Here is a 25,729-nt window from a genome sequence, read left to right as displayed (position 1 = left end):
TCCATACGCCGGCAGGTGGCAGACGGCAGATAAGGTATCTATAAAACGCTGTACCTTCTTAATCTGTCTGCCACCATCCGTTTTTTAATCAGATATTCCTGTTTATTCTTCATTCGGTCTCTTACATCACACATTATCTGCCTGAATGTTTTCTGCTTTTTCACTTTCTTTAGTACACTCATAATCTTCAATGCTTTCCGTCAGTTCATTCTCTATTCCCTGTTTTAATCCATTAAGAATTTTCTCACCTTTTTCTTTATGAACTTTTTTCATTGAATAAAGTTTTTTTGCTCCAACTATTAGTCCTACCCCAGCAAGAGTTGCTGTTGCACCAAGCAATGCGCCTTTTCTCATACCGTTTTCTTCAAAAAAATCTACCATAATTTTCATTCCCTCTTTCATATCCCCATCACCGATATTTTTCAGACCATGCGTCATATCCGGTGCAGCTTTACATTCATTAGACAATAACTCTGTTATTTTTTTACTAAGATCACTCATTTGCATCCCCCTTTACATTCTCAATGTTTTTCAATAAATATTCCAGGCTTTTTACCTTTGTTTCTTCATCAACTATTTCCTGTTCAAGCTGGGCAATAGCCTTCTTCTTATTTTTTATATTTGCATTAACCGTTACAAGATTCTCTTTCAATATCTTTTTTATTTCCTCCGAATCAACAGTAGAATTCTTTATTGCTTCACCTTTTTCAATATTCTTTGCTACAAAAGTTCCTAACAACAATGTCGAGGCAGCAACAATTCCTCCTATCGGATTAGCCAATGCAGCAGCATATTTAGGCGTATTCCTTGTGAATTCTCTCAACATTGCATCAGTGATAACACTCCCCTTCTTCCGCGAATCCATATTAGCCTTTAATTTCCCTGAGCGAATCCATCTTCTAACAGTTTCTTCAGACGTATTCATCATTTTGGCAACTTCTTTTACTGTGTACGTGTCCAAAGAATCTCACCTCCTAAAATCAAGTATACATTTTAATGCTACATTTGTCAATTTTTATAGCATTAAAATGTAGTATTAAATTCAACGATCTATACAATTGTTAAACGGTTCTGATTGGTTGGATTATTCTTTAATATTAATCACACTTTTAACCGAATACAGTTTTCCTGCTTCTCATTTATCCAATACTCCAGTTCATTCTTCATCCGGCTTCTTACATCACGCATTGTCCTCCCGGATATTCCCTGTTCCTTTGCTTTGTCGTCTAATTCCCTGATTGAAATTTCGTTTTTATCAACAAGCAGTTCCTGAATCAGCTTTGCTCCTCGTTCCAGCTTTGTTTCGGTTGCTTTTCCTTCTTTTCCATCTAACAATTCATCTGCCGAAATTTCATAAGCTCCCACCCATCGGAAACCTTCTTCATCTCCCAGTTTAAAAGCCATTGTCTCCCCTGGCGGTGCAAGAGAACTTTTTTCATGAATCAACACTCTCGTTGTCGGATCTTTTTTCACTTTTCCAATAAAAATCAAGCTTCTTACTGCTGCCATGATATCAATAGAGCCAAGCCCCCGGTAAGTACTCTGTGTCCCAGAAGATTTGTTCAAATGACCAATCAGCACGATAGCACAACTGGTTTTCTCTGCAATCATACCCAATTTGCGAAATACCGGACGAACTTCATTTGCCCGGTTCATGTCCACATCTGCTCCGATAAATGCCTGTACCGGATCAATGATTACAAGCCGGACATGATTCTGTCTGACCGCTTTTTCAATCCGATCATCGGATAAGGTCAATACTTCTTCCGAATCATCAATTACCATAACCCGGCTCAGATCTGCTCCTGCTTCCACCAGTCTTGGCTTAATAGTATCGCCCATGCCATCCTCTGCTGTCTGGTAAATCACATTGAATGGCTCAATATCTTCCATGTTTGGAAACAACTTACGGTTCGTGCACGCTGCTGTCAGCATCATGGCAAAATAGGTTTTTCCCTCTCCCGGATTACCCTGAATGATTGTTAGTTTTCCAAATGGAATATAAGGGAACCACAGCCATTCCACACTGGTCTGTTCAATATCTTTATAACATAACATCGGCACCAGTGCTTCTTTCTCCTGCATTTTCATTGTAACGGTTTCCTGTATCACTTTCTTTCTGTCAGCATTTTCGTCACAGAGAATTTCATTCCAGTCTTTTCTGGCAGGTTTCAACCGGATCACACGATATCCATCCGGAATTTCTCCTGCCAATTTTTCACAAGCTTCATTTCCTGCGTGATCATTATCCAGGCACAGGAAAACCGAAGTAATCTGAGGGCGTTCAGAAAGAAAAGTCATCAGTGCCACACTGGAGACTCCGCCCAGGCTCAGGTAGCTACGTTTCTTCCAGTCTTTTGGAAATAACTGGATAAATGACAGCAGATCAATGGCTGCTTCAAATACAAACAGTTGATTATCCTCTCCTCTGTGACAGAATCCATAAGATTTATCCGAACCAGCTACATCTCCCCGATATTTTATCCCGCCAGTTCCCCCGCAGTGCGCATATCTCGGAATACCGTCTGCATCTCTGCCGACAAATACAACATTATGGTGTTTCTTTTCTTCGTAAATATTCCCACCGGCAATCCATTCCTCCACCAGATCTTTCTCAAGCCTCCTGATTTCTGTCAGATATTTTATGACCGTCTCATTCGTTTCACTTTTCTCCGATAACCGGAAGTCAGGTGACGGGGCGAGGCAGGACTTCTGCCTGCCTTCGCCTTCTTCATCGATCAACATCTTCACCGCTTCCGGAAATGTGGCATGATAAAATTCCATCACAAAATCCACCGGATAGCCACCCTTATTCTGGCTATGACGATACCAGCGATTTCCTGATACCGTTACACTGTCATGCTTTTTCCAACGGTATTCTCTGCCACTTTTTACCAACTGTTCTCCCCGTGCATTCAGAAAAGAAACAAGATCTGTCTGGTTTGCTCTTGCGATCTGTTCTTCTGTATACTGCATTTTCATCATCCTTTCCCGTCTGTCCTGCAACAGATTTTTATAAACTTATCTCATTACTTCGTTTTTTCTTCATTTGTCGATTTTTCACTTTTTCTTCCTCAATCAGTTTCTGGTTCTCCGCCAGTCTGCCATGAATAGAAGATTTCTGTTTCGATTCCTGCTCCGGCATTTCTCTTTTTTCTTCTGAAAGCCCGGAAGTATCTGTTTCTGGCATTTCACGATCTCGCCTGGCAATATCAGCACATCTCTGTACCTTTTTCACAAAGGCAAGCTCATCCTGATAGGGCTGATTATCAGCTTTTAATTCTTCAATCATTATACGGAGATCTTCTTTTTCTTTTTTCCATCTGGATTCTGGCAGCCGTCCCTTTTTATCCCGGTATGGTTTTAGTTCACGCTCACATTTACGATAATAATTGATCGCTTTTTTATGCTCCGTATAAAACTTTTCCCGTCTTTTCTGGAAAAAGAAGTGGTTGTATTCATCTATCAACGGCTGATTCTGCTTCAATACCTGCATCTTCTTTTCCAAATCTTCCAGGTTTTTCAGTTGTTCTCTCTTTTCACTGATTTCAGCTTTGCTGGCAGAAATAATTCCATTCAGTTCCTGAATTCGTGTTTGTAAATCGTCCATTGTCTCAATGTTGTGTACCTGAAGATAATTGATGGATTTTGCAAACTCCTGTAAGTTTGAAATTTTCTTTCCCCTTCGTTCCATCTCCGCATAAAAATTTGAAAGTTTCGGGCTATTCTGCGTTTTTTTATCATAATAATCTTGCAGACTCTCCAAAAGCGTCGGGTTCTGCTGCCTTCGATCCAGTTCCATTTTCATTTCTTCATAGGCTGTTTTCATCCACTGGATAGATTTTTTTAAGGAAATGAACATCTGATTGAATTGCCGGATCGCCCGATTCAACTCTCCAATGATTGTTTTGATTCCCTTCTTCTCCATTGCTCTGACTTCGTACCCTTCATGAATTGTCGGGATCAGATCAATTCCCTGTTCTTTATAGGAACGATGGTCGATTCTTGCTGCCATATGACACTCCCGGAATTTATCATTCACTTTCTCGGTCCATGCCTTTCTCCATTCCTTTAAAAGTTCAGGATCGTTCCAACCGGTAGTAGAAACAGCATTGAAGACATACTTTCCTTTGGCATCTTTTATCCTGTTTCCTTCTTCGTCTAAAACATATTCCCGTTTCTGTTTATTTCCCCAAATTCCTTCTTCTGTAAAAGGACGAATTGGAGCAAGTACATGAAAATGAGGATTATCCGGTTCATCTCCATTTTTTGATTTTCCCTCATGAACTGCCAGATCCACAATCATGCCACGTGCCACAAATTGTTCCTGGCAAAATTCTCTCGCCAGTTGGATATTCTCCTCTAACGTCAGTTCATTCTGCAATGCAATGTCAAAAGAATAGGCAAGCTGTGCCCGCTTGCCCTTTTCTGCTCTCTCTACCTCGTTCCATAATGTTTCCCTGTCTGATAATCGTTCCGGCACATAATCCGGTTTGAGGATTTCTGTAAACATCACACCGGATTTCCTCGTGTAATCATGGACTTGTCCATAATAATCGTTATACAATTTTTGCCCGGAAATATACGCAGCCGAATTCACCACTGTCTGCCCTTTTCCTCTGGATACCTGCTTTACAGAAAAATGATAAAGTGCCATCAGCTATCATCTCCCTTCGTGGTTTTCTTTACTTCTTCAGCAATCTGCTGTCGTTCCTTTCTTCCTGCCTCCAGATATCTATCCCGGACTGTATCTCTGTTGTATTTAAGAACTTTCATTTCATTCATTACTTTCTGGAAATCCTCCTGCTCAAGATCTTTGGACATAGGAAACGCTTTTTCAAACTCAGCACCTTTAACCACCAATCGGTGTGATCGTTCTTTCCTCTCGATCAGCTTTTTTCTCTGTTCCAGAATATTCTTATTGTGCATTGCCTGTTCAAGTTCCTTTTTACTTTTTTCCATGTTGGCTTTCAATTCTTCCAGTGACATGGATTCATATTTGGGGTTCTTCTCTCTGGTCATTGTCTGTCTCTCCTTATTTTCACAAACAAAAAGAACCAGCTTTCTCTCATAAATGCTGATTCCCTGATATAAATGAGATAGGCACCTGTGCCGCAAGGGGAGCTATCCCCTTGTCCGAAATCTATGATTTCGCTACATTCCCGGATTAAGATTTCTCAAATCCGGGAACAGCACCGCAGGTCGCACGATACAGGCAGATGTAATTGCCTGTATAGAAGTGCGCTCTTAGCTTGCTAAGAGAATTATGCCGTATCCGGCGTGCTATTTTCATCATCCGTAAATTCCATCATCTCATCAATGGTACAGTCCATTTTTTTACAGATCTTCTCAACTGTCTCCATGGACACATACTTGTTTTTTCCCATCCGGGCAAGAATATTTCCGCTGATTCCGGCGAGGTATTGTATCTCTACTCGCTTCATATTTTTATCAATGAGCATTTTCCATAATCTGCTATAACTCACACCCATAATCCACACCTCCAACCACTTATTCCAGATTAGTCAAATGGGATCTCACCTTCTGCTGCTTCCATAAATCCGTCCTTATCTGTTTTCGGTGTACCAGTTGAGTTTTCACCACCGCTGTTGTCCTTGTTCTGAGCAAATTCATGCTCTTCCACAATTACATCCGTGGTATAAATCATCTTTCCATCCTTGTCCTTATAATTACCAGTACTGATACGACCACCGATCACAATCCGCATTCCTTTATGAAGATATTTCTGTGCAAACTCTGCACTCTTTCCAAATGTTACACAGGAAATAAAATCTGCTTCCTGTTCCCCATCACGTTTATATCTTCTGTTTACTGCCAGCATGTATCTTGCTACTGCCATATCATTATCTTTCCCGGCATATTTAATTTCCGGATTTTTTGTCAATCTTCCCATTAAAATAACCTTATTCATAGTCATTATCATCCTTTCCAGGCATTTCGCCCTGTGAATATTATTATCAGTTACTTTTTCGCCAGCGGTTTCCGTGCGTTTCCCTGTCACCTGCAGCCATCTCAGACTGCCTCTGCCTGCATATACAGGTCACTGACCATAAGGCTCCGGTCAGCCGCCCATCATCGGGAGTGTCATTATGATCTCGCTCACTTTCAGAAAAGAAAGGTCATGGCAAGACTCCTGGTAGACTTCCAGGGTGCACTTATCAGTTGTCAAGGTTCAACAAAGGAACATTTTCAAAACGTCCTCTAATTACTAAAGTCAAATGACCTGGCACGATGCAAAAAATTCGTGATATTTTTTTGCGTTTTTATTACCTTACCTTTTGTTTTCGTTAGTTCCTTCATATACTCTGTACTGAGGCGTATAAAAACGGACATGATTTTGAAAAATAATTGTTCCTCTACCTATAAAGCTTTAAAAACGGTATTTACCAACCCTCTTTTGCAAGTTTGTTATACATAAATGAAATATTTCTTCACTAATTACCTGTTACATAGAACGTGAGGGCAGATATTTTCTTAGAAAAATCATTTTTCCACTAATCACACGTGGCAGAGGATATAATGTCAGATGATTTTGAAAAAAAGCAAAAAAAATAGGCACTAACCATTTACGGTTAATGCCCTTTGGGATAATCATTATTTATCTGTTTTTATCTGATTGCGAAAGTACACTTGCAGCTAAACTCTTTGTTGTTCCAGAATACTTATTACTGTTCATTACCATAGATGCCTTTGTTTCCATAGCTTTACCAGTAATTTTTCCGGTGTTTCTCTGTGACAATACACTTGCAGCTAATGACTTCTGAATTTGAGAACTATTATTCGATCTCATAATTTTTGAAGCCTGTGTTGATAATTTCTGTCCACTTGATTTTTTATTCATGTTTTGTCTCTCTTTCTTTTTAAGAGAGAATGTGATCATCAAACATTCTCGAACATATTGTTACTTATAATTTATTTATCGTTCTTTTCTTTGGCTTCTTTACGTGGAAAGCAAAATACCTTTTTGCCAACCTGCTTAGCATATAAACGATTTCCATTTCTTAATGTAATATATGCTGTAAAAACCATGTCAGTCTGGTCACATTTTACCATGCAATCTGCCTCCTTTCCAAAAGATTTTTCTCAGACGAATCCGAAAAAGTATGGAAATTGGCAGAAACAAATACTAAAATATATTTGAAAGATATGGTTTTAGTAGATGATCTTTTGTCTCTGCTATTTCCGCCAGAGTTCGTTTGAGGCCCTAATCTCAAATGAACTCTTTTTTTGGAATCAGAAAAGTTGCAAGCCTTATACCATAGTGACTGCTTCATTCAAATCAAACAGCATTAAATTCATTTCTGGAACTAATACGCCATTTACTCGATACGACAACTGACTCAAATCCCAATCACAAATTCTTGCAATCGTGTTAATCAAATCTTTTGTATTCCATCGAACCGACAAAACACCATTTGATTTTTCCTTATAAAACTGTACTGACTTATCATCATGTTCATCACATGCTTGAACCGCAATCTGTTTATCAGATTCGTTTATCAGAAGCTTTACATATGTTGGGTATTTCATCTTCATGATTACAGATTTGTTGAATGTAATACCATTACTTGTAATCGAAATATATGGTACACCCTCGCTAAAGTCAAACGTCTTAAAATTTGATAAATCAATCACTCTGCTCGCCTCCTTTCTGTTTTCTATATGATTATAACATATTCATCCATTCTGTTCAATCCTATTTATTTTCTTGTTTTCTTTTCGTCTTTTATTTGTTTTTTATTCATCTTTTGTTCTTCTATTATTTTATTATTTATTCACTTGTCATTTTGTACATTTGTATTAAAACTCATGCGAATACTTTTTATTTAAAAGAATTTAACTGAAAACAGATACAATTTTTATAGTAGTCAAAACAAAAGGCACTAACCATTTGCGGGTAATGCCTTTTCGGTTAATCATTATTTTCTATTTTTCTTCTGTCAGCTTCTGATACATTTTCATCAATTCTGCCACACAATCGGCTTCCGACATTTTAGTGCTGAATCCATAAGCCTCCATCACAGCTCTGTTGTTTGCGTTATGTGCTTTAAGTAATTCCGGCGGCATAGTCAACGGGTCATAAAGATCTGCAAGACTGCTATTTGGATAAAGTGCTCTGGCATTTAAGATTGCCTGTGCAGTTTTCTTTATCTTTTCTTTTTGTTCATCCGTAGGTGACGGCCATGGGAAATTATTGTAAACAATCGTATTAGAATAACTATAATCACTCTTTAATCTGCCACATACAACTCTTGTCCATGCCATATGAACATTCGACATCAATATACCAAACTCATAGCTTGTTGCAGATGGCATTGTAAAAAGTTTATCACCCGGAATAATTTCACCATCCAGATAATCCATTGGAATATATCTTCTGTTTTGTGATGACACCTTCGGTATCGCTATATACGGAGAATCATATTCAAGTATTGATGCAAATAATCCTGGAGTATCTGCAGCTTTTCTTGTATTATTTCTCGTGCTTGCCATTCTAAATTCACGAACTTTATCAATTCTTTCTCTGACAAGCGGACACCGTTTCAATAATGATGGATCTGCCCCAACCAGCCATATACAATATCTTGGTTTTCTATCAATAAAATCTTTTCCCATCATATAATGTCTGATGAAAGATATTGCCTGTGGCTCTTTAGATATCAATTCTTCTTTTTCTTCTTCCGTAAGTATCAAATATCCGCCATCTATTGCCTGTCCTCCTAATGAAATAGGTGGAACATCTGATAAAGGTTTCATTCTTTTTTCAATTGAAATATTATCTGCATCCAGCAGATAACCATTAATATTTTTTGCTACTATTATATCGTCCTTGGAATATATCTTCTTCTGATACTCTGCACCATTTTTTCTACTAAATCCTATAATGACACAATGTACATGTGCTTTGATTGAAGCCTCACTATCCCATATAAATGTTCTATATGCATAATCAATTTGTATTCCATCTTCAAACAGTGGTTTCCACAAAATGGAAACGCTCTCTCCCTGAGTAATTGAATTAGTCGATACAAGAGCTGCTCTGATATTTATATTTTCCTTCATGTAATCAGATGCCTTTTTATACCAGCAACTTACATAATCGAGATTACCTACACTTTTCCATCCAGCAAATATATCAGCAACATCTTCTTTTTGTTTTTCTCCCATCCACCTTGCACCAACGAAAGGTGGATTCCCCATTATATAAGATAATGACTTAGCCAAAACAACGCTGTTCCAATCTATCTTCAGTGCATTACCTTCTGCAATATTTACATACGTCTTCAACGGAAGGAAATCATCATTGAACCCATATACAATATTTTTTGTTTCCTCCATCATCTGTGATTCTGCAATCCACAAAGCTGTCTTTGCTACTGTCACGGCAAAGTCATTGATCTCAATTCCATAAAATTGTTGAATGGATACTCTGATTGGATTATGAACATCTCCCAACGTCATCTGACCACCAACTTTTTCACGAATGACTTCATTTTCTAACCGTCGAAGTGATAAATATGTTTCCGTCAGAAAATTTCCCGAACCACAAGCCGGATCTAAAAATGTCAGTAAAGCCAGTTTATTCTGAAATTCATCCAGACGTTTTACTTTTGTCCTCTGCACCTGTATTTTCAAAATCTCATGAAATTCCGTCTGCAATTTATCGAGAAACAACGGATCAATCACTTTATGTATATTGGAAATACTTGTATAGTGCATTCCACCGGATCTTCTCGTTTCTGGATTTAACGTTGACTCAAACACTGCCCCAAAAATTGTAGGGGATATATCACTCCAGTCAAAATCTTCAGAAGCTTTGGTCAAAAGTAATTCTTTGATTTCTTCTGTCAACGGCGGAATCTCAATAGTTTCATCTGAAAACAATCCACCATTCACATACGGAAACTGTGCTAAATCTTCTTCTAAATATTCGTCTCTCTCAGAGACAGGTGTATCCAAGACTTTAAACAGTTCCAGTAATGCACGCCTACAGTCTTTCACTTCATATGCTTTCAGATAATCATGGAAAATATTCCGTTTTCCAAAAATCCCAGCATCCTCGGCATAAAGACAGAACACAATTCGAACACATAAAGCATTCAGACTTTTCAGTTTATGCTCTCTTTTCTCTTTTTGTTCAATGGTTTCCTCTTTCGCTTTTACTTCTGGAATCTTATACTGTGTAAGGAATGCTTCATAAAGCAGTCCAACAATATCTCCTGCTTTAATCGATACTTCCATCTCGTGAGAGATTTTCTGCACATCTTTCTTTATTAAAATATCAAGCAACGGATACTTACTCGGTATTTCATCCAATGATATTTTTACTGCCTCCGGTACTCTGGCATTCATATCATAAATCCATATATCAGAGAAATTGCTGGTAATGATCCAACGTGCCTTTTCATCATATGGGAGATTATCATTATATCGTTTTGCTTGATCATACGGCGTCAGTTCTATTGAACCAGAATTCATAATCTTATGGTCCAGTGCTTTACCAAGACTCTTTTGTTCAATCAATACATGCGTTTCTGGAATATACACATCAATTCTTTTTGTATTTCCATCTACCACAACTTTTTTCTCAAATTCCACACGATCTGTCACATTCTCCATTCCAAGAACGTTTGACAGAAAATCAATCCAATATGATCTTCCATCCTCATCTTCTCTTCCTCTCCCCTTCCATTTATTTGCAAATTGGCGGGCAGCTTCCCTCTGTTCTGCATCGGTCATCGTTTTTTTCCTCCTGCGTATCCGTAAGCTCTCATATTCATAATCTATTAACTCAGACAGGTAAAGTACCGATACTTATCATGTATCTGTATATCATCATTCATCTGCAAAAATGTGTACTTTCCTGTAAAATGCTCATTTTTTCTCTACTACTCCATAATATCATAAAACAGCCTATCTTCCAACGATAGAAGTTCGTTGACGATACCTCCAAAGCACTTGTCAAAAAGTACACTTTCATGTAAAACACCCACCTTACAATAATTTGGCTTTTTCGTAAATTTCTGCACGATACCGAAAAGTTGATAAGGGCATATTACATTCTTTCGCAGCAGACGTTCCAGTTATTTTCCCGTTTTTCCACCGCTGATACACATCGTGAAAATTATCTGGCAATCTGCTTGGTGGTCTACCGAACCGCACACCTCTGGCTTTTGCCGCTGCAATACCTTCTGCCTGCCTTTGCCGAATATTTGTTCTTTCGTTTTCTGCTACAAATGACAGTACCTGCAATACAATATCTGACAGAAACGTTCCCATCAAATCTTTTCCCCGGCGAGTGTCAAGTAAAGGCATATCAAGAACCACAATATCAATTCCTTTATCTTTTGTGAGAATTCTCCACTGTTCCAGTATTTCCGCATAGTTACGTCCTAAGCGATCAATACTTTTTATATAAAGAAGATCATCTTTCCGGACACGTCGAATCATTTTTCTGTATTGTGGGCGCTTGAAGTCTTTTCCAGACTGTTTATCAATAAAAATATTCTTTTCTGGGATAGCCAACTCCTTCAATGCAATCAATTGCCGATCTTCGTTTTGATCCCGACTACTGACACGTATATATCCAAATATATTTCCCATCCTTGTTTCCTCCTGCATAGTCTCTGATAGGTGAAAAGCTGTCTTCCCCAAAAGAAAGACAGCTCCCCATGTCTTCTCTGAACTTTTTCACTCTAAACTACTCTCTTATTCAGGACAATGCTTTAAGGATCTGTTTCATGCACTTTTTCAACTTCATCCCATCTTTTAATCCCAGTCGATAAAAGAATTCCTCTGTATCTGCTCCACTGTTGAATATAGCATCACAATATTTCGTAATCGCTTCTTCCTGCTCCGGCGAAAGTGAAACTATTACTTTTTCATATTCTTCCTCGACTTTATCTGGTTCTGTATCTGTTTGCTGTTTTAATTTCCAGTCCGTATATGCCTTTCCCATGTGTTCTGTTATTGCCAGATTTAAAAATTCTTCAATTTCTTTTGTCATTTTCATAGATTCCCACCTGCTCTTTCTCAATCCTGTATCTCATTTGCCCTCCTATACATACACCAATTCGTTCAATACAATTTCCTGTGCACGATTCCTGATATTATTTGCCCTGCGAACCCATTCCATAGGATTCTGTGCTTTCAAGTCCTCTGTTACGCCCTCAGCACTTCTCATCTGTGCTTCAATCAGCTCAAAGCGTTCCTGTGCCTGTTCATTCACATCTGCCAGATGACTGTCCAGCCTGACGGTCAGAAGAAGACAGCTATACATTCCTGATTTATGTTCTTTCAGATATTCCTTCCGTAGCATCCCCCAGCAGCCAATCGGTCTGGTTTCTTCCGGTAAGGATAACACTGGCAGATAATAATCTCCTACCAGTACATAATCCAATCCATTATTATCATCATGTATCTTTTTTCTTAATTCGCTCATGTGCTTGCCTCCCTCAGATTTTCCTTTGCTCACGTAAATATGCTTCAAATATACTTCTTCGAATCAAAACTTTCTTTCCAATCTTATAGACTGCTCCAGCTTCATGTGCCATGCGAATAACAGGTTTCATTCCCAACCGGTAATACTCACACGCCATATTGTAGGTCACATAGTCATGGCTCATAAATTCCAGATCTTCATCGTCAATCTCATCTGAAAACATCCATACATTACCGCTCATCTGTCTTCTTCTCCTTATCTTTTCCTGTTGCCGGTTCATGGAAACGTTCCAGGTAATCATCAAAAATATCACGACGAATCAGTACCGTTCCATCAATTCTGTAAATAGCTCCTGCATCACTGGCAAGCTCTAAGAGTTTCTTATGAGAGATACTGTAAATAATCTCTGCCTGTTGATATCGCAGATACTGTCGGCGTAATTTTCTTAAATGTTCCGGAACTTCCTTCATACTTGTAATCGGTTTGTACTTTTCATTCATAATGCTTTCCTCCAAAATTAGATTTACTGTTTTACAGAAGTTGACTGCCGGAATATAACTTTTCCACGAAAAAAAGCACCTCTTAGATCAACTCTAAGAAGTGCTCTTGCTTCATTGCCAAACCCGTGTCTTTCCACCTGAAATTCGTCATGCTTCATAACGATTCATTATTATCCCAAATTTTGTTGTCAAATTGTTGTCAAATGCGGTCTGACATCATGGTTTTAGACATTTTATATTTAATTTTAGTACAGCTTTGCACCAGCCGGAATGTGGTTATCAACCATCAGAAGATGAAGTTTTTCTTCTCCTTCTTCTTCGTGGATTGCACTAAGCAACATACCACAGGATTCAATTCCCATCATAGCTCTTGGAGGCAGATTTGTGATAGCGATCAGTGTCTTGCCTACCAGTTCTTCTGGCTCGTAATAAGCGTGAATACCGCTTAAAATCGTACGATCTGTGCCTGTTCCGTCATCCAGAGTGAACTGCAGAAGCTTCTTGGATTTCTTAACAGCTTCACATGCTTTTACCTTTACAGCTCTGAAATCAGACTTGCTAAAAGTATCGAAATCTACAAATTCTTCGAATAACGGCTCCACTTTTACCTTAGAGAAATCGATCACTTCTTCTTTCTCCGGTGCAGCTTCAGAAGTGCTGTTTGTTGTCTTGGAAACTTTCTTATCAGCGTCCAGGGACTTCATCGTCGGGAACAGAAGTACGTCACGAATAGCCTGGCTGTCTGTCAGGAGCATAACGAGACGGTCGATTCCGTATCCGATACCACCTGTTGGCGGCATACCGATCTCCAGTGCATTCAGGAAGTCTTCATCTGTGTGGTTGGCTTCCTCATCACCTGCGTCTGCAAGAGCATCCTGTGCTTTGAAACGCTCTCTCTGATCGATCGGGTCGTTGAGCTCGGAATATGCGTTACACATTTCCCATGTATTGATAAAGAGCTCGAAACGCTCTACCTTGTTCGGATCGGAAGGTTTCTTCTTGGTCAGCGGAGAAATCTCGATCGGATGATCCATGATAAATGTCGGCTGAATCAGCTCTTTCTCACAGTACTCCTCGAAGAAGAGGTTGATGATATCACCCTTCTTATGGCGATCCTCATACTCGATATGATGCTCGTCAGCAAGCTTCTTGGCTGCCTCATCATCTGCTACTTCGTCAAAGTCGATTCCTGCATATTTCTTGATGGCATCGTTCATGGTCAGACGTGCGAAAGGCTTTCCAAGATCGATCTCGATACCATTGTAGGAAATCTTTGTGGAACCGCAGACCTTCTCTGCAAGGTAACGGAACATGGACTCTGTCAGCTCCATCATTCCCTCATAATCAGTATATGCCTGATAAAGCTCCATCAGAGTGAACTCCGGATTGTGACGGGTATCAACACCCTCGTTACGGAATACACGGCCGATCTCGTAAACTCTCTCAAGTCCGCCTACGATCAGTCTCTTAAGATAAAGCTCCAGGGAAATACGAAGCTTAACGTCTTCGTTCAGTGCGTTGTAATGTGTCTCAAATGGTCTTGCAGCTGCACCGCCTGCGTTGGAAACCAGCATTGGTGTCTCAACTTCCATGAAGTCACGTCCTGCAAGGAAGTTACGGATCTCCTTAAGGATCTGGGAACGTTTGATAAATACATTCTTGCTGTCCTGGTTCATGATAAGATCCACATATCTCTGACGATAACGGGTATCTGTATCTGTCAGTCCGTGGAATTTCTCAGGAAGGATCTGTAAGCTCTTGGAAAGAAGAGTCATCTTCTCTGCATGAATGGAGATCTCACCTGTTCTTGTTCTGAAAGCAAATCCCTCCAGACCAAAAATATCGCCAATATCAGATTTCTTGAAATCTGCATAGGAATCGGTTCCAATGGCATCTCTTGCCACATAAACCTGAATGTTACCCTGTAAATCCTGGATATTGCAGAAAGAAGCTTTTCCCATTACACGCTTGAACATCATACGTCCTGCGATCGATACATGGATCGGGCTTGCGTCCATGATGCTTCTTCTTTCTTCATAATCCTTCTTCTGAGCCTCTTTTGCCTGCTCTTCATCAAGACCTGTTACATCAAGCTCCTTGCGATCTTTGAGAAGCTCTGCCTCATGTGCTTCATAGAGATTCTTTACCTCAAGGGAATGATGTGTCTGATCAAATTTTGTGATCTGAAACGGGTCCCTGCCATTTGCCTGAAGGTCTGCCAGTTTGTCACGACGTACCTTAAGCAGCTGGTTTACATCCTGCTTCTTCTGCTCTGCCACTTGTTGGCCTCCTTAATCTATCTGTCGTTCAAGCGGATCTGTGCGATCCGCTCCGTTGTCTGCTTTATACGTTTCTCTGGATCTCAAGAACCTTGTATTTCATGATTCCGGACGGCATCTCAACCTCAACGATATCGTTGGTGTGTGCACCGATCAGTGCTTTACCTACCGGAGACTCATTGGAGATCTTTCCCTCAAGGCTGTTAGCCTCTGTGGAACCTACGATCTTCAGCTCCATATCTTCCTCAAATTCATAATCATGAACCTTAACCTTGCAGCCTACGCTGATTCTGTCAAGATCGACTTCGTCCTCTACTACAACCTCAGCGTTCTTGAGGATCTTCTCGATCTCCTCGATACGTGCCTCGATATCTCTCTGCTCATCCTTTGCTGCATCGTACTCTGCGTTCTCAGAAAGGTCTCCCTGCTCTCTGGCCTCTTTGATCTTTCCTGCTACTTCTTTTCTCTTAACAACTTTCAGATCGTGCAGCTCGTCTTCCAGTTTTCTAAGTCCTGCGTATGTGAGTAAGTTCTTCTTTGCTTCTTCCATTTTGCCTTACTTCCTTTCAAAACCGTGCTGTTTTTTCTGAAAAAAATACAGCTTCGGATATTTCTGTTGCTACCATTCCCAAGAGCTCTTTTTTCTAAAAAAGGGCGTAAAAATCTCAGGATATTCACAATTCCTGTATTATACCGAAAAGCCCCAGTATTGTCAAGCATTCCACGTCGAAAAAGGGTCCCTGAAATATGCAAAAAAAGCCGCGCGAAATCTCAGATTTCAACACGGCTTTTCTGTATTATCCTGCCCGGTCTGATTCCTTATTTCTTCTCCGGAAAAAGATCTTTATAACGATTAGTCACCATCTGTGTCTGATACTCAAAATCCTGTTTATGCTGATTGACCAGTGTAGAAAGGATGATCCCGGAAAACCAGCAGATGATAGCTGTCAGGATCACAAACCCGCTGACGATCAATGTCGGGATCTTTTCCACTGTCCCAACCTCCAGAAAATGTACCAGCACCGGAATAAAGAATACCATTCCCACCACAAACAGCACTGCTGCGATAAGGGAGAAGAACTCCAGCGGCTTGTAATTCTTGAACATTTTCACAATAGTCTTCAGGACCTTAAATCCATCTGCATAAGTATTCAGCTTGGACTCACTTCCCTCCGGCCTGTCACGATATTCAATGACTACATTCTCAACCTGCATGTTCTTATCGATGGCGTGGATCGTCATCTCTGTCTCGATCTCAAAATTCCTGGAAAGTACCGGGAATGTTTTTACAAAGCGGTAACTCATGGCACGGTAACCTGTCATGATATCCTTGATGTTGCTTTTGAAAAGACGGTTAATGGAACCTCTTACGATGCTGTTTCCAAAGTTGTGGAAAGGTCTCTTGTTCTCTGTAAAATATGTAGAAGAAAGGCGGTCACCAACTACCATGTCTGTGCCTTTCTCCAGAACCTTGCTGCACATTTCAGCTGCAAACTCTGCCGGATAAGTATCGTCGCCATCTACCATAAGATAACACTGCGCATCGATATCCCGAAACATACTGCGGATCACGTTTCCTTTTCCCTGCTGATACTCATAACGGACAACTGCCCCTTCTTTTCTGGCGATCTCGTCTGTTCCATCTGTAGAGTTATTATCATATACGTAGATCACAGCCTCCGGAAGTGCTTTTTTCATATCGCGGATAACCTTTGCTACCGTCTTGCTTTCGTTGTAGCAAGGAATTAAAACTGCTATTTTATCTGCCATTATCTTTCTCCTGTAAAACAAAAAAACTTTCTGCGGATTCCCGCTAACTGACTGTAGCACGCGCCCCGTTCCTTGTCAATAGAACGTTTCGTTTTCTCCGGCATACTTTTCTCTTTTATCGCTCCAGTACCATATCTGTAAGCTTTTTCAGCTCTTCATAGCTTGAAATATTATTAGATTCTCTCCGGATTCCCGCACTGTGCCGCATACCGGCTGTATACCAGGCTACATGCTTCCGCATTTCGCGGATCCCGATATACTCACCCTTGATCGCGATCTGATCTTCGGCATGGCGCAGGATCATCTCGCAGACTTCCTCTGCGGTTGGCCTGGGAAGCTTTTCCCCGGTGCGGAAATAGTGGTTCAGCTCCCGGAAGATCCACGGGTTCCCACGTACTGCACGACCGATCATCACTGCATCGCAGCCAGTTTCTTTAAACATGGCTTCTGCAGTTTCCGGTGAAACGATATCTCCGTTTCCTATCACCGGAATAGTCACCGCTTCCTTCACCCTGCGGATAGCATCCCAGTCCGCCTGACCGGAATAATACTGCTGTCTGGTCCTTCCATGAACTGCGATGGCTGCTGCACCGGCATCCTCCACCCGTTTTGCGATCTCCACCACATCCACCGGCGTATTTTCATCAAAGCCAATGCGGACCTTCACCGTTACCGGCTTGGAAACTGCTCCGGAAACACTGCGGACGATCTCTTCGATCAGCTGAGGATCCTTCAGAAGAGCTGAGCCCTCGCCATTATTTACCACCTTGGGAACCGGACATCCCATATTGATATCGAGAATGTCAAAGGGACGCTCCTCAATGCTTTTTGCCACCTCTGCCATAAGGTCCGGCTCGCTGCCGAAAAGCTGCATGGATACCGGATGCTCCCCGGGATCGATCTCCATCAGCGCCTCTGTATTCTTATTATGAAAAGAGATTGCCTTGGCACTGACCATTTCCATACAGATCAGGCCTGCACCCTGCTCCTTGCAAAGTCTTCGAAATGCCAGATCCGTAACCCCTGCCATCGGTGCAAGCACAAAGGGGTTCGGTATCTCCACATTTCCGATCTTCCACTGCATCTTCATGGATCATTCCTCAACGGCATCTGCTTTTTTCTGCAGTTCCTCATCCGGGATATCTCCCAGGAAAAATACCTTGTAATACATTTCCAGAGATTCCAGAAGCTCTCTTTTGTCCCGCTGGAGTTCCTTGATCTTCAGTGCACTTCCGATCTCGTCAAAACGGGCATCTGCCTCCAGGGCCTCAGTCTTAAACTGCAGACTGCCGTCCTCATCAAATTCCAGTGTCAGGATCCCGCCTACATCCTCTGTGAAAAGCACACACATGATCTGCAGCTCCTGCTTTACCGTCTCAGGAAGAGACGCAAAATCCTGGTTAAAATAATATTTCTGCTCATAAGAGCTTGCTCCGCAGAGCACAATGTTATCCTGATACATAAAATCTCCTTTATTTATAACTTGACACTCCCCACAGCTAAAGCAGGGAGATTCTTGTTTTTTCCACTACTGCAATAAAACATCAACGGAAAATCGCTACCGGAAATTTTATCCGATCTGTGCTGCATGTTTTACACATAGCTGTATAAACCACGTACAGAAACCTCTCCGGAATTTACTTCCTCGACTGTACCGTCTGCACGCTCTACCAGAAGCTCTCCGCCGGCATTGATCCCTCTTGCGATCCCCTCATATGGATCATTCTGATCCAGTACACGTACCGGCTGGTTCAGATTGGCCAGCATTTTCTCATAATCCGGTTTCAGGCCGCTGAGATCCTCTGTCTGTACAAATCTCTCATAATTTTCCTCAAAATGCTTCATCACAAGTCCGACTACCTGTGCCCGGTCAAAGGGATGTCCGCTTTCCAGATACAGAGAGGTAGCCTTATCTGCCGTTTCTTCCGGAAAGCTTTCCATGTTTACGTTAATCCCGACTCCGATAACTGCACAGCCGATCTTATCCTGCTTCATGGTCATTTCGGTTAAGATACCGCAGATCTTTTTGCGGGAAACAACTACATCGTTAGGCCATTTGATCCCTACCTCAAGACCGAGCTCTGCTACTGCCTGTGCAACTGAAAGTCCCATAACAAGTGTCAGCATCGGCGCCTTCTGCGGAGAAAATTCCGGGCAGATAAGGATACTCATAGTAATGGCACTGTCCGGCGGCGCACTCCATCGTCTTGTAAAACGTCCGCGTCCTGCTGACTGATATTCTGCCACAAACAGCTCCCCGTGTCCTGCGCCTTCTTCCCTCCAGGCACGTTTTCCCCAGAGGTTTGTGGAATCTGTTTCTCTTGCAAAATGGACGGTTTTGCCCGCCCATTTTGTATGTGTTGCCTGTGAAATTATTTCTTCATTAAATAAATCTGACATTATTTCTCCGGCTCTCCTAATGTTGCAACGATCACAGCCTTAATGGTGTGCATACGGTTCTCAGCTTCGTCGAATACCTTGGACTGCGGAGACTCGAATACTTCGTCTGTAACCTCCATATCTGTAAGGTTGAAACGCTCGCCCATCTCTTTTCCGATCTTTGTCTTAAGATCATGGAATGCCGGCAGACAGTGAAGGAAGATCGCCTTTTCACCGGCGTTCTCCATTACATGTCTGGTAACCTTGTATGGTGTCAGGTCGTGGATACGCTCTGTCCATACTTCGTCAGGCTCGCCCATGGATACCCATACATCTGTGTAGATGATGTCCGCATCTTTTGTTCCTACCTCCACATCCTCTGTGAGAGTGATGGTGGAACCTGCCTCTTCTGCCCACTGCTGACACTGTGCTACAAGCTCATCATTCGGGAAATATTTCTTATTGGTGCAGGCTACGAAATCAAGACCAAGCTTGGAGCATACAACCATCAGGGAGTTACCCATGTTGTAACGGGCATCGCCCATGTATACAAGCTTCAGGCCTTTCAGTTTGCCGAAATGTTCACGTACTGTCAGCATATCTGCAAGCATCTGTGTCGGATGATACTCGTTTGTCAGGCCATTCCATACTGGTACACCTGCATGCTTCGCAAGCTCCTCAACAATATCCTGACCGAAGCCACGGTACTCGATTCCCTCATACATTCTTCCGAGAACTCTTGCAGTATCTGCGATGCTCTCCTTCTTTCCGATCTGGGATCCTGTGGGATCCAGATAGGTAGAACCCATTCCCAGATCATGAGCTGCCACTTCGAAGGAACAGCGTGTTCTTGTGCTTGTTTTTTCAAAGATCAGGGCAATATTCTTACCTCTGTAATACTCATGAAGCTCTCCTGCTTTTTTCTTTGCCTTCAGATCTGCTGCAAGGTCGATCATGTAAGTGATCTCTTCCGGTGTAAAGTCTTTCAGTGTCAGGAAATTTCTTCCTTTAAGATTCATAATATGTCCTCCTCATGGCTGCAGATTTATTTCTGCTCTGCCGGTTTATCTGTCATGATTTCCTTCAGGGATGTTGCCAGCCCTGCGATGCCCTGTATCTCGGACGGAATGATAATCTTCGTTGCCTTGCCGTCAGCAACCTTTGTAAGAGCCTCCAGGCTCTTCAGAGTAAGAACAGATTCATCTGCTCCTGCTTCCTTGATCATACGAAGTCCTTCTGCAGTTGCCTGCTGTACTTTAAGGACTGCCTGTGCCTGTCCTTCAGCCTCTTTGATCATACGCTCCTTCTGAGCCTCCGCATGAAGGATTGCCGCCTGCTTCTCAGCCTCAGCATCCAAGATAGCGGACTGTTTTTTACCCTCTGCAACAAGGATGGTGGAACGTTTCTCTCCTTCTGCTTTCAGAATGGCTTCTCGTCTCTCACGCTCAGCCTTCATCTGTTTCTCCATGGCATCCTGGATGGCTGCCGGAGGAATGATGTTCTTAAGCTCCACACGGTTAACCTTGATTCCCCATGGATCTGTAGCCACATCAAGGGAAGCACGCATCTTGGTATTGATAACCTCTCGGGATGTCAGTGTCTCATCCAGCTCCATATCACCGATGATGTTACGAAGTGTTGTAGCAGAAAGATTCTCGATCGCCATGATCGGATTCTCAACGCCATATGCGTAAAGCTTCGGATCTGTGATCTGGAAAAATACAACCGTATCGATCTGCATGGTTACATTATCTTTGGTAATTACCGGCTGCGGTGGAAAATCCACAACCTGTTCTTTCAGGTTTACTCTTCTTGCAACACGCTCAATGAACGGAACCTTGAAATGGATTCCTGTACTCCAGGTAGCCTTGTAAGCGCCAAGACGTTCCAGTACCACTGCATAGGCCTGCGGTACAATGCGGATACAGGATGCAAGTACCCACAGCACAAGAACGATGACTACAAGCAAAACAACAACTCCACCCATAATTTAGCCCTCCTTGCTAATTTCTTTTACGATCAGCTTCACTCCGCGGATCTCTTCGATCTCAACCACTGCACCTGTTGGAATTTCTTCCCCGTCATCTGCGGTCCGTGCAGTCCACTCGATGTCATTGATCCGCACCTGCCCGGTCTGGGCCAGGTTGTTGACCGGCTGTATCACTACGGCTCTTTTTCCCAGAAGGCTCTCTGCATTGGTCTTTTCCACGCCCTTGTTCATGTAGCGGACCGCCAGAGGTCTGGTAAAGATCAGAAGCACCACGGAAACTCCGAAAAATAAAAGGAGCTGTACAACAATTCCCCCACCAAGCCACGAGGCAATGCACGCCACAAGAGCACCGCCTGCAAACCAGACAGTGGTAAGTCCTACCGTGATTGCTTCAATTACCAGTAAAATTGCCAGTATTCCAAGCCAGGCCAAAGGTGTCATAAAACCCCTCCTCTCTTATTCTCTTCTCTGTCTTGCAGCTTCGTACATCAGAATTCCTGATGCCATGGCAGCATTCAGCGATTCTACCTTTCCGCACATGGGAATGCGGATCAGACAGTCTGCTGCCTCCGCCGCCTGATCAGTCAGGCCCTTTCCCTCGTTTCCGATGAAAAATGCGGTACCGCCCTTATAGGATTCCTGATCATAGGAATTCTCACCCTTCAGATGAGCTGCAAAACTGCGGATTCCCTTTTCTTTCAGCTTCTTTTCTAATGATACCACATCTTCCACGTATAGAAAAGGCATTCTGTAAATGGAGCCCATGGTAGAACGGATCACCTTGGGATTTGTGATATCCACGCAGGTTTTTGTGAGGAAAACTCCGCTTACGCCGGCGCCCTCACCGGTCCTGAGAATGGTTCCCGCATTTCCCGGATCCTGAAGATCCTCCAGAACCATGACCAGAGGATTTTTTCCCGCTAGTACCTCTTCCTCGCTCCAGGAAGGCAGCTTCAGAACTGTCAGGATCCCCTGGGGAGTCTTGGTATCACACATCTGACGGAATACGGAATCCTTCACGATCTCACAGGGATATTTTTCTGCCTGGGACATCAGCTCTTCATCCCGGGAAACGGCCTCGGAAACAAACACCTGGGAAACCCAGCTTTCCGGTGCTTCCAGAAACATTTTCCGGCCTTCTGCCACAAAAAGTCCCTGCTCTCTTCTGGCTTTTGCCTTCTGGTTCAGCTGCATGACATTTTTTATTTTTGCATTTGATACACTGGTTATCATACTTTTATTTCTCTCCTTCCGGCAATCCGTATTCGGTTAACGTAATTCCTCACGACTTGCATTCAGATCCTTGTTTTTTCCGATGGCGATTATGGAACAGTTGTCCGGAAGCGGTTCGGAAGGATCCAGATCTACCGTGACATTTTCACCCTGCTTGATGCCAATGATATTAATGTGAAAACGCTCCCGTACATTCAGATCTACCAGATTTTTTCCACTCCAGGATACCGGCATGGAAAACTCCGCCATACTGAACTCCGCTGAAAGCTCAAATACATCCAGATACCCGCCGGACATAAGATTTCTGGCAACCCGCAGTCCCATGGACTGTTCCGGATAAATGATCTTATCTGCACCAATTTTGTCGAGTATACGTCCATGAAGAGAATTCATACTTTTTGCAACTACAAAGGGCACTCCCAGATCCTTGGCCTGCATGGTTGCGGAAATACTGGCTTCCAGATTTTCGGCAACTGCGATAATGGCTACATCCACATTCTGAACTCCCAGAGCCTTCAGGATTCCCGGTTCACGGACATCTGCTTTTACCGCATAGGTTACTTTTTCGGAAATCTCTTCGATATTTTCTTCTTTGTCATCAATGGCAAGGACATCACAGTCTGACTCTGCCAGCGTCACCGCCAGAGTCATTCCAAACTGTCCAAGCCCGATCACGGCAAAAGATTTATTTTTCATTCTATTCTCCTGTTTAACCGATCATGATATCTTCTTCACCGAGATGCGTGGTGCTTCCCGGCCTGTTGCGTACACGCATCACAACTGCTGTTCCAAGTGTCAGCGGTCCGATACGTCCCAGATACATGGTAAGGATCACGATCCACTTGCCTGCCACATTCAGCTGAGGTGTCAGTCCTCTGGAAAGTCCTACTGTAGCCCCCGCAGAAGTGATCTCATATAAAACATCTGCCAGATCCACTCCCGGCATTACTGCGGACAAAAGCACCGTCATGGTAAAAAGGATCAGCACACTGGTTCCTGCAACAACCATGGCAGAACGGAGATAGCTCTCACGGATCCTGCGGCCGTATACCTCTACATCCTTTTTTCCCTGAAGATATGCTGCAATGGAAAGGATCAGAACCGCAATGGTAGTAGTCTTCACACCACCGGCAGTGCCCATGGGTGATCCTCCGATAAACATCCACAGCAGGGAAATGATCACGGTAGGTGTGGACAAAAGCGACTGATCCATGGTATAAAATCCCGCCGTACGTGTTGTCACTGACTGGAAAAAGGATGCCATGAGCTTTGTTCCCAGTGGTGCCCCCTTCAGCGTGGAAGGGTTTCCGGATTCAAAGATAAATACCAGAAATGCTCCTGAAAATACCAGGATCCCGGTCATCGTAAGGACCAGCTTGCTCTGAAGCCGCAGTACACGAAAAACTCTGGATGGGGAGAGCTCTTTTCTCAGAACCTTGCGGAATTTATCCCACAGATCCCACCAGACGATAAATCCAAGACCTGACACAATGATCAGGCCAATCGTAGTGATATTGACCAGCGGATTGCTCACATATACCGAAAGGCTTGTTTCCCCGAAAAGATCGATCCCAGCGTTGCAGAATGCAGATACCGCCAGAAATATGGCATGCACCAGACCTTTTTTTATTCCAAATTCCGGTACAAAGCAAAACGCATACAGGACCGCACCGATTCCTTCTGCAAGAAACACGCATTTCACCACACTGCGGACTACAGCCACGACTCCACCCATTTCATCCAGGTTATAGGATTCCTTGATGATCCGCCGGTTTTTCAGGGAAATTTTCCTCCGGAGGCTGATGAATATCATATTCGCCAGTGCGATCAGTCCGATCCCGCCGATCTGTATCAGGCACAGGATAACCGCTTTTCCAATGGGGCTCCACTGGACTGCCATAACAACTGTGGAAAGTCCTGTCACACATACGCTGGTCGCCGCTGTAAAAACAGCATCCGGGAAGGTAACAGCCTGCCCGGGTGCACTGCAGAACGGCATCCACAAAATAAGTCCACCTACAAAAATCACCCCCGCAAAGCCGAGGGCAATTATTTGTGACGTATTCAGTTTATGCAATCCGTCTGAAACTTTTTTTAAGTTCATAAATATCTTTATTTTCTGTAATTATGAGAAAGAGAATTGCAGACCTCCCACATGTAGGAATCTACATTCTTCTGCATTGCAAGAGCCTCATTGATGTCGAAATCGACAAACTCACCATGACGGTATCCAACCACACGGCTGCGTTTTCCGGCAACAAGAAGATCTACTGCAAGAGCACCCATCATGGACGCATATACACGGTCCTTACATGTAGGGCTTCCACCACGCTGCATGTGACCAAGGATCGTTGCACGTGTCTCGATACCTGTTGCAGCCTCGATACGCTTCGCCATAGCCTCTGAATGGCCGATACCCTCAGCATTTACGATGATATGGTGTTTCTTGCCTTTCTTACGGCTCTCTACGATATTGTCAATAAGCTTCTGCTCGTCGTAATCATATTTCTCCGGGATCAGGATATCCTCAGCACCGTTTGCGATACCGCACCATACTGCAAGGTATCCGGCGTTACGTCCCATAACCTCGATGATACTGCATCTCTCATGGGATGTGGATGTATCACGTACCTTATCAATAGCTTCCATAGCTGTATTTACAGCAGTATCGAAACCGATGGTGTACTCGGTACATGCGATATCAAGGTCAATAGTTCCCGGCAGGCCAATGGTATTGATTCCAAGGTTCGCAAGCTTCTGAGCACCTGCGAAGGATCCGTCTCCACCGATAACAACAAGGCCGTCGATCCCATGCTTTCTGCAGATCTCTGCAGCCTGCTGCTGTCCTTCCTCTGTTCTCATCTCTGCACATCTGGCAGTATAAAGAATTGTTCCGCCTCGCTCAATCGTATCGGAAACGTCCCTTGCTGTCATATCTCTGATCTCTTCATTTAAGAGACCGCTGTATCCTTTATAGATTCCCTTTACGTTCAGTCCGCTGCTTAATCCTCTTCTGACAACAGCACGGATTGCAGCATTCATTCCAGGTGCGTCACCGCCACTGGTCAAAACGCCGATCGTTTTGATTTTGTTCTCTGCCATATTGTTATCCTCC

The 25,729-nt window shown here is 42.8% G+C and carries 29 protein-coding genes; all 29 read right to left on the bottom strand.

The genetic code is table 11. The features are described from left to right. Window positions 1-126: 126 nt before the first annotated feature. A complete protein-coding gene (locus NQ489_RS00715) occupies window positions 127-501 on the bottom strand; it encodes a hypothetical protein (protein WP_044961323.1) in 375 nt (124 codons plus the stop codon). Further along, a complete protein-coding gene (locus NQ489_RS00710; protein ID WP_044961321.1) occupies window positions 494-961 on the bottom strand; it encodes a helix-turn-helix domain-containing protein in 468 nt (155 codons plus the stop codon). The genes NQ489_RS00715 and NQ489_RS00710 overlap by 8 nt, the downstream gene beginning before the upstream one ends. A 140-nt stretch (window positions 962-1,101) precedes the next feature. After that, a complete protein-coding gene (locus tag NQ489_RS00705; protein ID WP_044961319.1) occupies window positions 1,102-2,976 on the bottom strand; it encodes an AAA family ATPase in 1,875 nt (624 codons plus the stop codon). 37 nt (window positions 2,977-3,013) lie between these two features. Beyond that, window positions 3,014-4,657, bottom strand: a complete 1,644-nt coding sequence (gene mobQ, locus NQ489_RS00700) for a MobQ family relaxase (protein WP_021651160.1) — start codon at window positions 4,655-4,657, stop codon at window positions 3,014-3,016. Further along, on the bottom strand, window positions 4,657-5,022 hold the full coding sequence (locus NQ489_RS00695; RefSeq protein WP_021651159.1) for a DUF3847 domain-containing protein: 366 nt from the start codon (window positions 5,020-5,022) through the stop codon (window positions 4,657-4,659). The genes mobQ and NQ489_RS00695 overlap by 1 nt, the downstream gene beginning before the upstream one ends. Window positions 5,023-5,264: 242 nt before the next feature. After that, on the bottom strand, window positions 5,265-5,492 hold the full coding sequence (locus tag NQ489_RS00690) for a helix-turn-helix domain-containing protein (protein ID WP_021651158.1): 228 nt from the start codon (window positions 5,490-5,492) through the stop codon (window positions 5,265-5,267). 29 nt (window positions 5,493-5,521) lie between these two features. After that, entirely contained in the window at window positions 5,522-5,932 is a 411-nt protein-coding gene (locus tag NQ489_RS00685; RefSeq protein WP_015526710.1) for a single-stranded DNA-binding protein, read from the bottom strand. Between the two features lie 687 nt (window positions 5,933-6,619). After that, complete coding sequence (locus tag NQ489_RS00680) at window positions 6,620-6,862, bottom strand: hypothetical protein (protein ID WP_044961316.1); 243 nt, start codon at window positions 6,860-6,862, stop codon at window positions 6,620-6,622. Between the two features lie 71 nt (window positions 6,863-6,933). Continuing rightward, entirely contained in the window at window positions 6,934-7,074 is a 141-nt protein-coding gene (locus NQ489_RS00675) for a hypothetical protein (protein ID WP_015526712.1), read from the bottom strand. Between the two features lie 198 nt (window positions 7,075-7,272). Next, window positions 7,273-7,656: a hypothetical protein gene (locus tag NQ489_RS00670; RefSeq protein WP_021651155.1), complete on the bottom strand. Its 384-nt coding sequence runs from the start codon at window positions 7,654-7,656 to the stop codon at window positions 7,273-7,275. Window positions 7,657-7,947: 291 nt separating this feature from the next. Next, complete coding sequence (locus NQ489_RS00665; protein ID WP_015526713.1) at window positions 7,948-10,761, bottom strand: DNA methyltransferase; 2,814 nt, start codon at window positions 10,759-10,761, stop codon at window positions 7,948-7,950. Between the two features lie 255 nt (window positions 10,762-11,016). Beyond that, window positions 11,017-11,625 carry a recombinase family protein gene (locus NQ489_RS00660; protein WP_015526714.1) on the bottom strand — a complete coding sequence of 203 codons (609 nt, stop codon included), beginning with the start codon at window positions 11,623-11,625 and terminating at the stop codon, window positions 11,017-11,019. 109 nt (window positions 11,626-11,734) lie between these two features. Further along, entirely contained in the window at window positions 11,735-12,034 is a 300-nt protein-coding gene (locus NQ489_RS00655) for a hypothetical protein (RefSeq protein ID WP_021651153.1), read from the bottom strand. 45 nt (window positions 12,035-12,079) lie between these two features. Then, on the bottom strand, window positions 12,080-12,463 hold the full coding sequence (locus NQ489_RS00650) for a TnpV protein (RefSeq protein WP_044961314.1): 384 nt from the start codon (window positions 12,461-12,463) through the stop codon (window positions 12,080-12,082). 13 nt (window positions 12,464-12,476) lie between these two features. Beyond that, complete coding sequence (locus NQ489_RS00645) at window positions 12,477-12,704, bottom strand: excisionase (protein WP_015526718.1); 228 nt, start codon at window positions 12,702-12,704, stop codon at window positions 12,477-12,479. Next, entirely contained in the window at window positions 12,694-12,963 is a 270-nt protein-coding gene (locus NQ489_RS00640; RefSeq protein ID WP_015526719.1) for a DUF6462 family protein, read from the bottom strand. The genes NQ489_RS00645 and NQ489_RS00640 overlap by 11 nt, the downstream gene beginning before the upstream one ends. Window positions 12,964-13,208: 245 nt before the next feature. After that, the gene (lysS, locus tag NQ489_RS00635) at window positions 13,209-14,981 is read right to left on the bottom strand and encodes a lysine--tRNA ligase (protein WP_334303918.1); all 1,773 of its coding nucleotides are present in this window, start codon (window positions 14,979-14,981) and stop codon (window positions 13,209-13,211) included. A gap of 325 nt (window positions 14,982-15,306) precedes the next feature. Beyond that, window positions 15,307-15,792: a transcription elongation factor GreA gene (gene greA / locus NQ489_RS00630; RefSeq protein WP_015526720.1), complete on the bottom strand. Its 486-nt coding sequence runs from the start codon at window positions 15,790-15,792 to the stop codon at window positions 15,307-15,309. A 269-nt stretch (window positions 15,793-16,061) separates the two neighbouring features. Continuing rightward, window positions 16,062-17,012 (bottom strand): glycosyltransferase family 2 protein, encoded by a 951-nt coding sequence (locus NQ489_RS00625; protein ID WP_015526721.1) that lies wholly within the window; start codon window positions 17,010-17,012, stop codon window positions 16,062-16,064. Window positions 17,013-17,127: 115 nt separating this feature from the next. Then, window positions 17,128-18,096, bottom strand: coding sequence for a tRNA dihydrouridine synthase DusB (gene dusB / locus NQ489_RS00620; RefSeq protein ID WP_044962163.1), 969 nt, complete (start codon window positions 18,094-18,096; stop codon window positions 17,128-17,130). Window positions 18,097-18,105: 9 nt separating this feature from the next. Next, window positions 18,106-18,474 carry a DUF6145 family protein gene (locus NQ489_RS00615; protein WP_015526724.1) on the bottom strand — a complete coding sequence of 123 codons (369 nt, stop codon included), beginning with the start codon at window positions 18,472-18,474 and terminating at the stop codon, window positions 18,106-18,108. A gap of 131 nt (window positions 18,475-18,605) precedes the next feature. Then, complete coding sequence (locus NQ489_RS00610) at window positions 18,606-19,412, bottom strand: biotin--[acetyl-CoA-carboxylase] ligase (RefSeq protein ID WP_021652593.1); 807 nt, start codon at window positions 19,410-19,412, stop codon at window positions 18,606-18,608. Continuing rightward, window positions 19,412-20,410 (bottom strand): ornithine carbamoyltransferase, encoded by a 999-nt coding sequence (gene argF, locus NQ489_RS00605; protein WP_021652592.1) that lies wholly within the window; start codon window positions 20,408-20,410, stop codon window positions 19,412-19,414. The genes NQ489_RS00610 and argF overlap by 1 nt, the downstream gene beginning before the upstream one ends. A 26-nt stretch (window positions 20,411-20,436) precedes the next feature. Continuing rightward, complete coding sequence (locus tag NQ489_RS00600) at window positions 20,437-21,378, bottom strand: SPFH domain-containing protein (protein ID WP_015526727.1); 942 nt, start codon at window positions 21,376-21,378, stop codon at window positions 20,437-20,439. A gap of 3 nt (window positions 21,379-21,381) precedes the next feature. Continuing rightward, entirely contained in the window at window positions 21,382-21,822 is a 441-nt protein-coding gene (locus NQ489_RS00595) for an NfeD family protein (RefSeq protein ID WP_021652591.1), read from the bottom strand. A gap of 15 nt (window positions 21,823-21,837) precedes the next feature. Continuing rightward, window positions 21,838-22,614: a TrmH family RNA methyltransferase gene (locus tag NQ489_RS00590; protein ID WP_021652590.1), complete on the bottom strand. Its 777-nt coding sequence runs from the start codon at window positions 22,612-22,614 to the stop codon at window positions 21,838-21,840. 36 nt (window positions 22,615-22,650) lie between these two features. After that, window positions 22,651-23,310, bottom strand: a complete 660-nt coding sequence (locus tag NQ489_RS00585) for a potassium channel family protein (RefSeq protein ID WP_015526730.1) — start codon at window positions 23,308-23,310, stop codon at window positions 22,651-22,653. Between the two features lie 13 nt (window positions 23,311-23,323). Continuing rightward, entirely contained in the window at window positions 23,324-24,718 is a 1,395-nt protein-coding gene (locus tag NQ489_RS00580; protein ID WP_021652589.1) for a TrkH family potassium uptake protein, read from the bottom strand. Between the two features lie 8 nt (window positions 24,719-24,726). Next, window positions 24,727-25,716, bottom strand: coding sequence for a 6-phosphofructokinase (pfkA, locus tag NQ489_RS00575; RefSeq protein WP_015526732.1), 990 nt, complete (start codon window positions 25,714-25,716; stop codon window positions 24,727-24,729). Between the last annotated feature and the right edge of the window lie 13 nt (window positions 25,717-25,729).

Source organism: Blautia sp. KLE_1732_HM_1032, from assembly GCF_025147905.1.
Classification (GTDB): domain Bacteria; phylum Bacillota; class Clostridia; order Lachnospirales; family Lachnospiraceae; genus Blautia_A; species Blautia_A fusiformis.
This window is presented reverse-complemented; position numbering and strand designations above follow the sequence as displayed.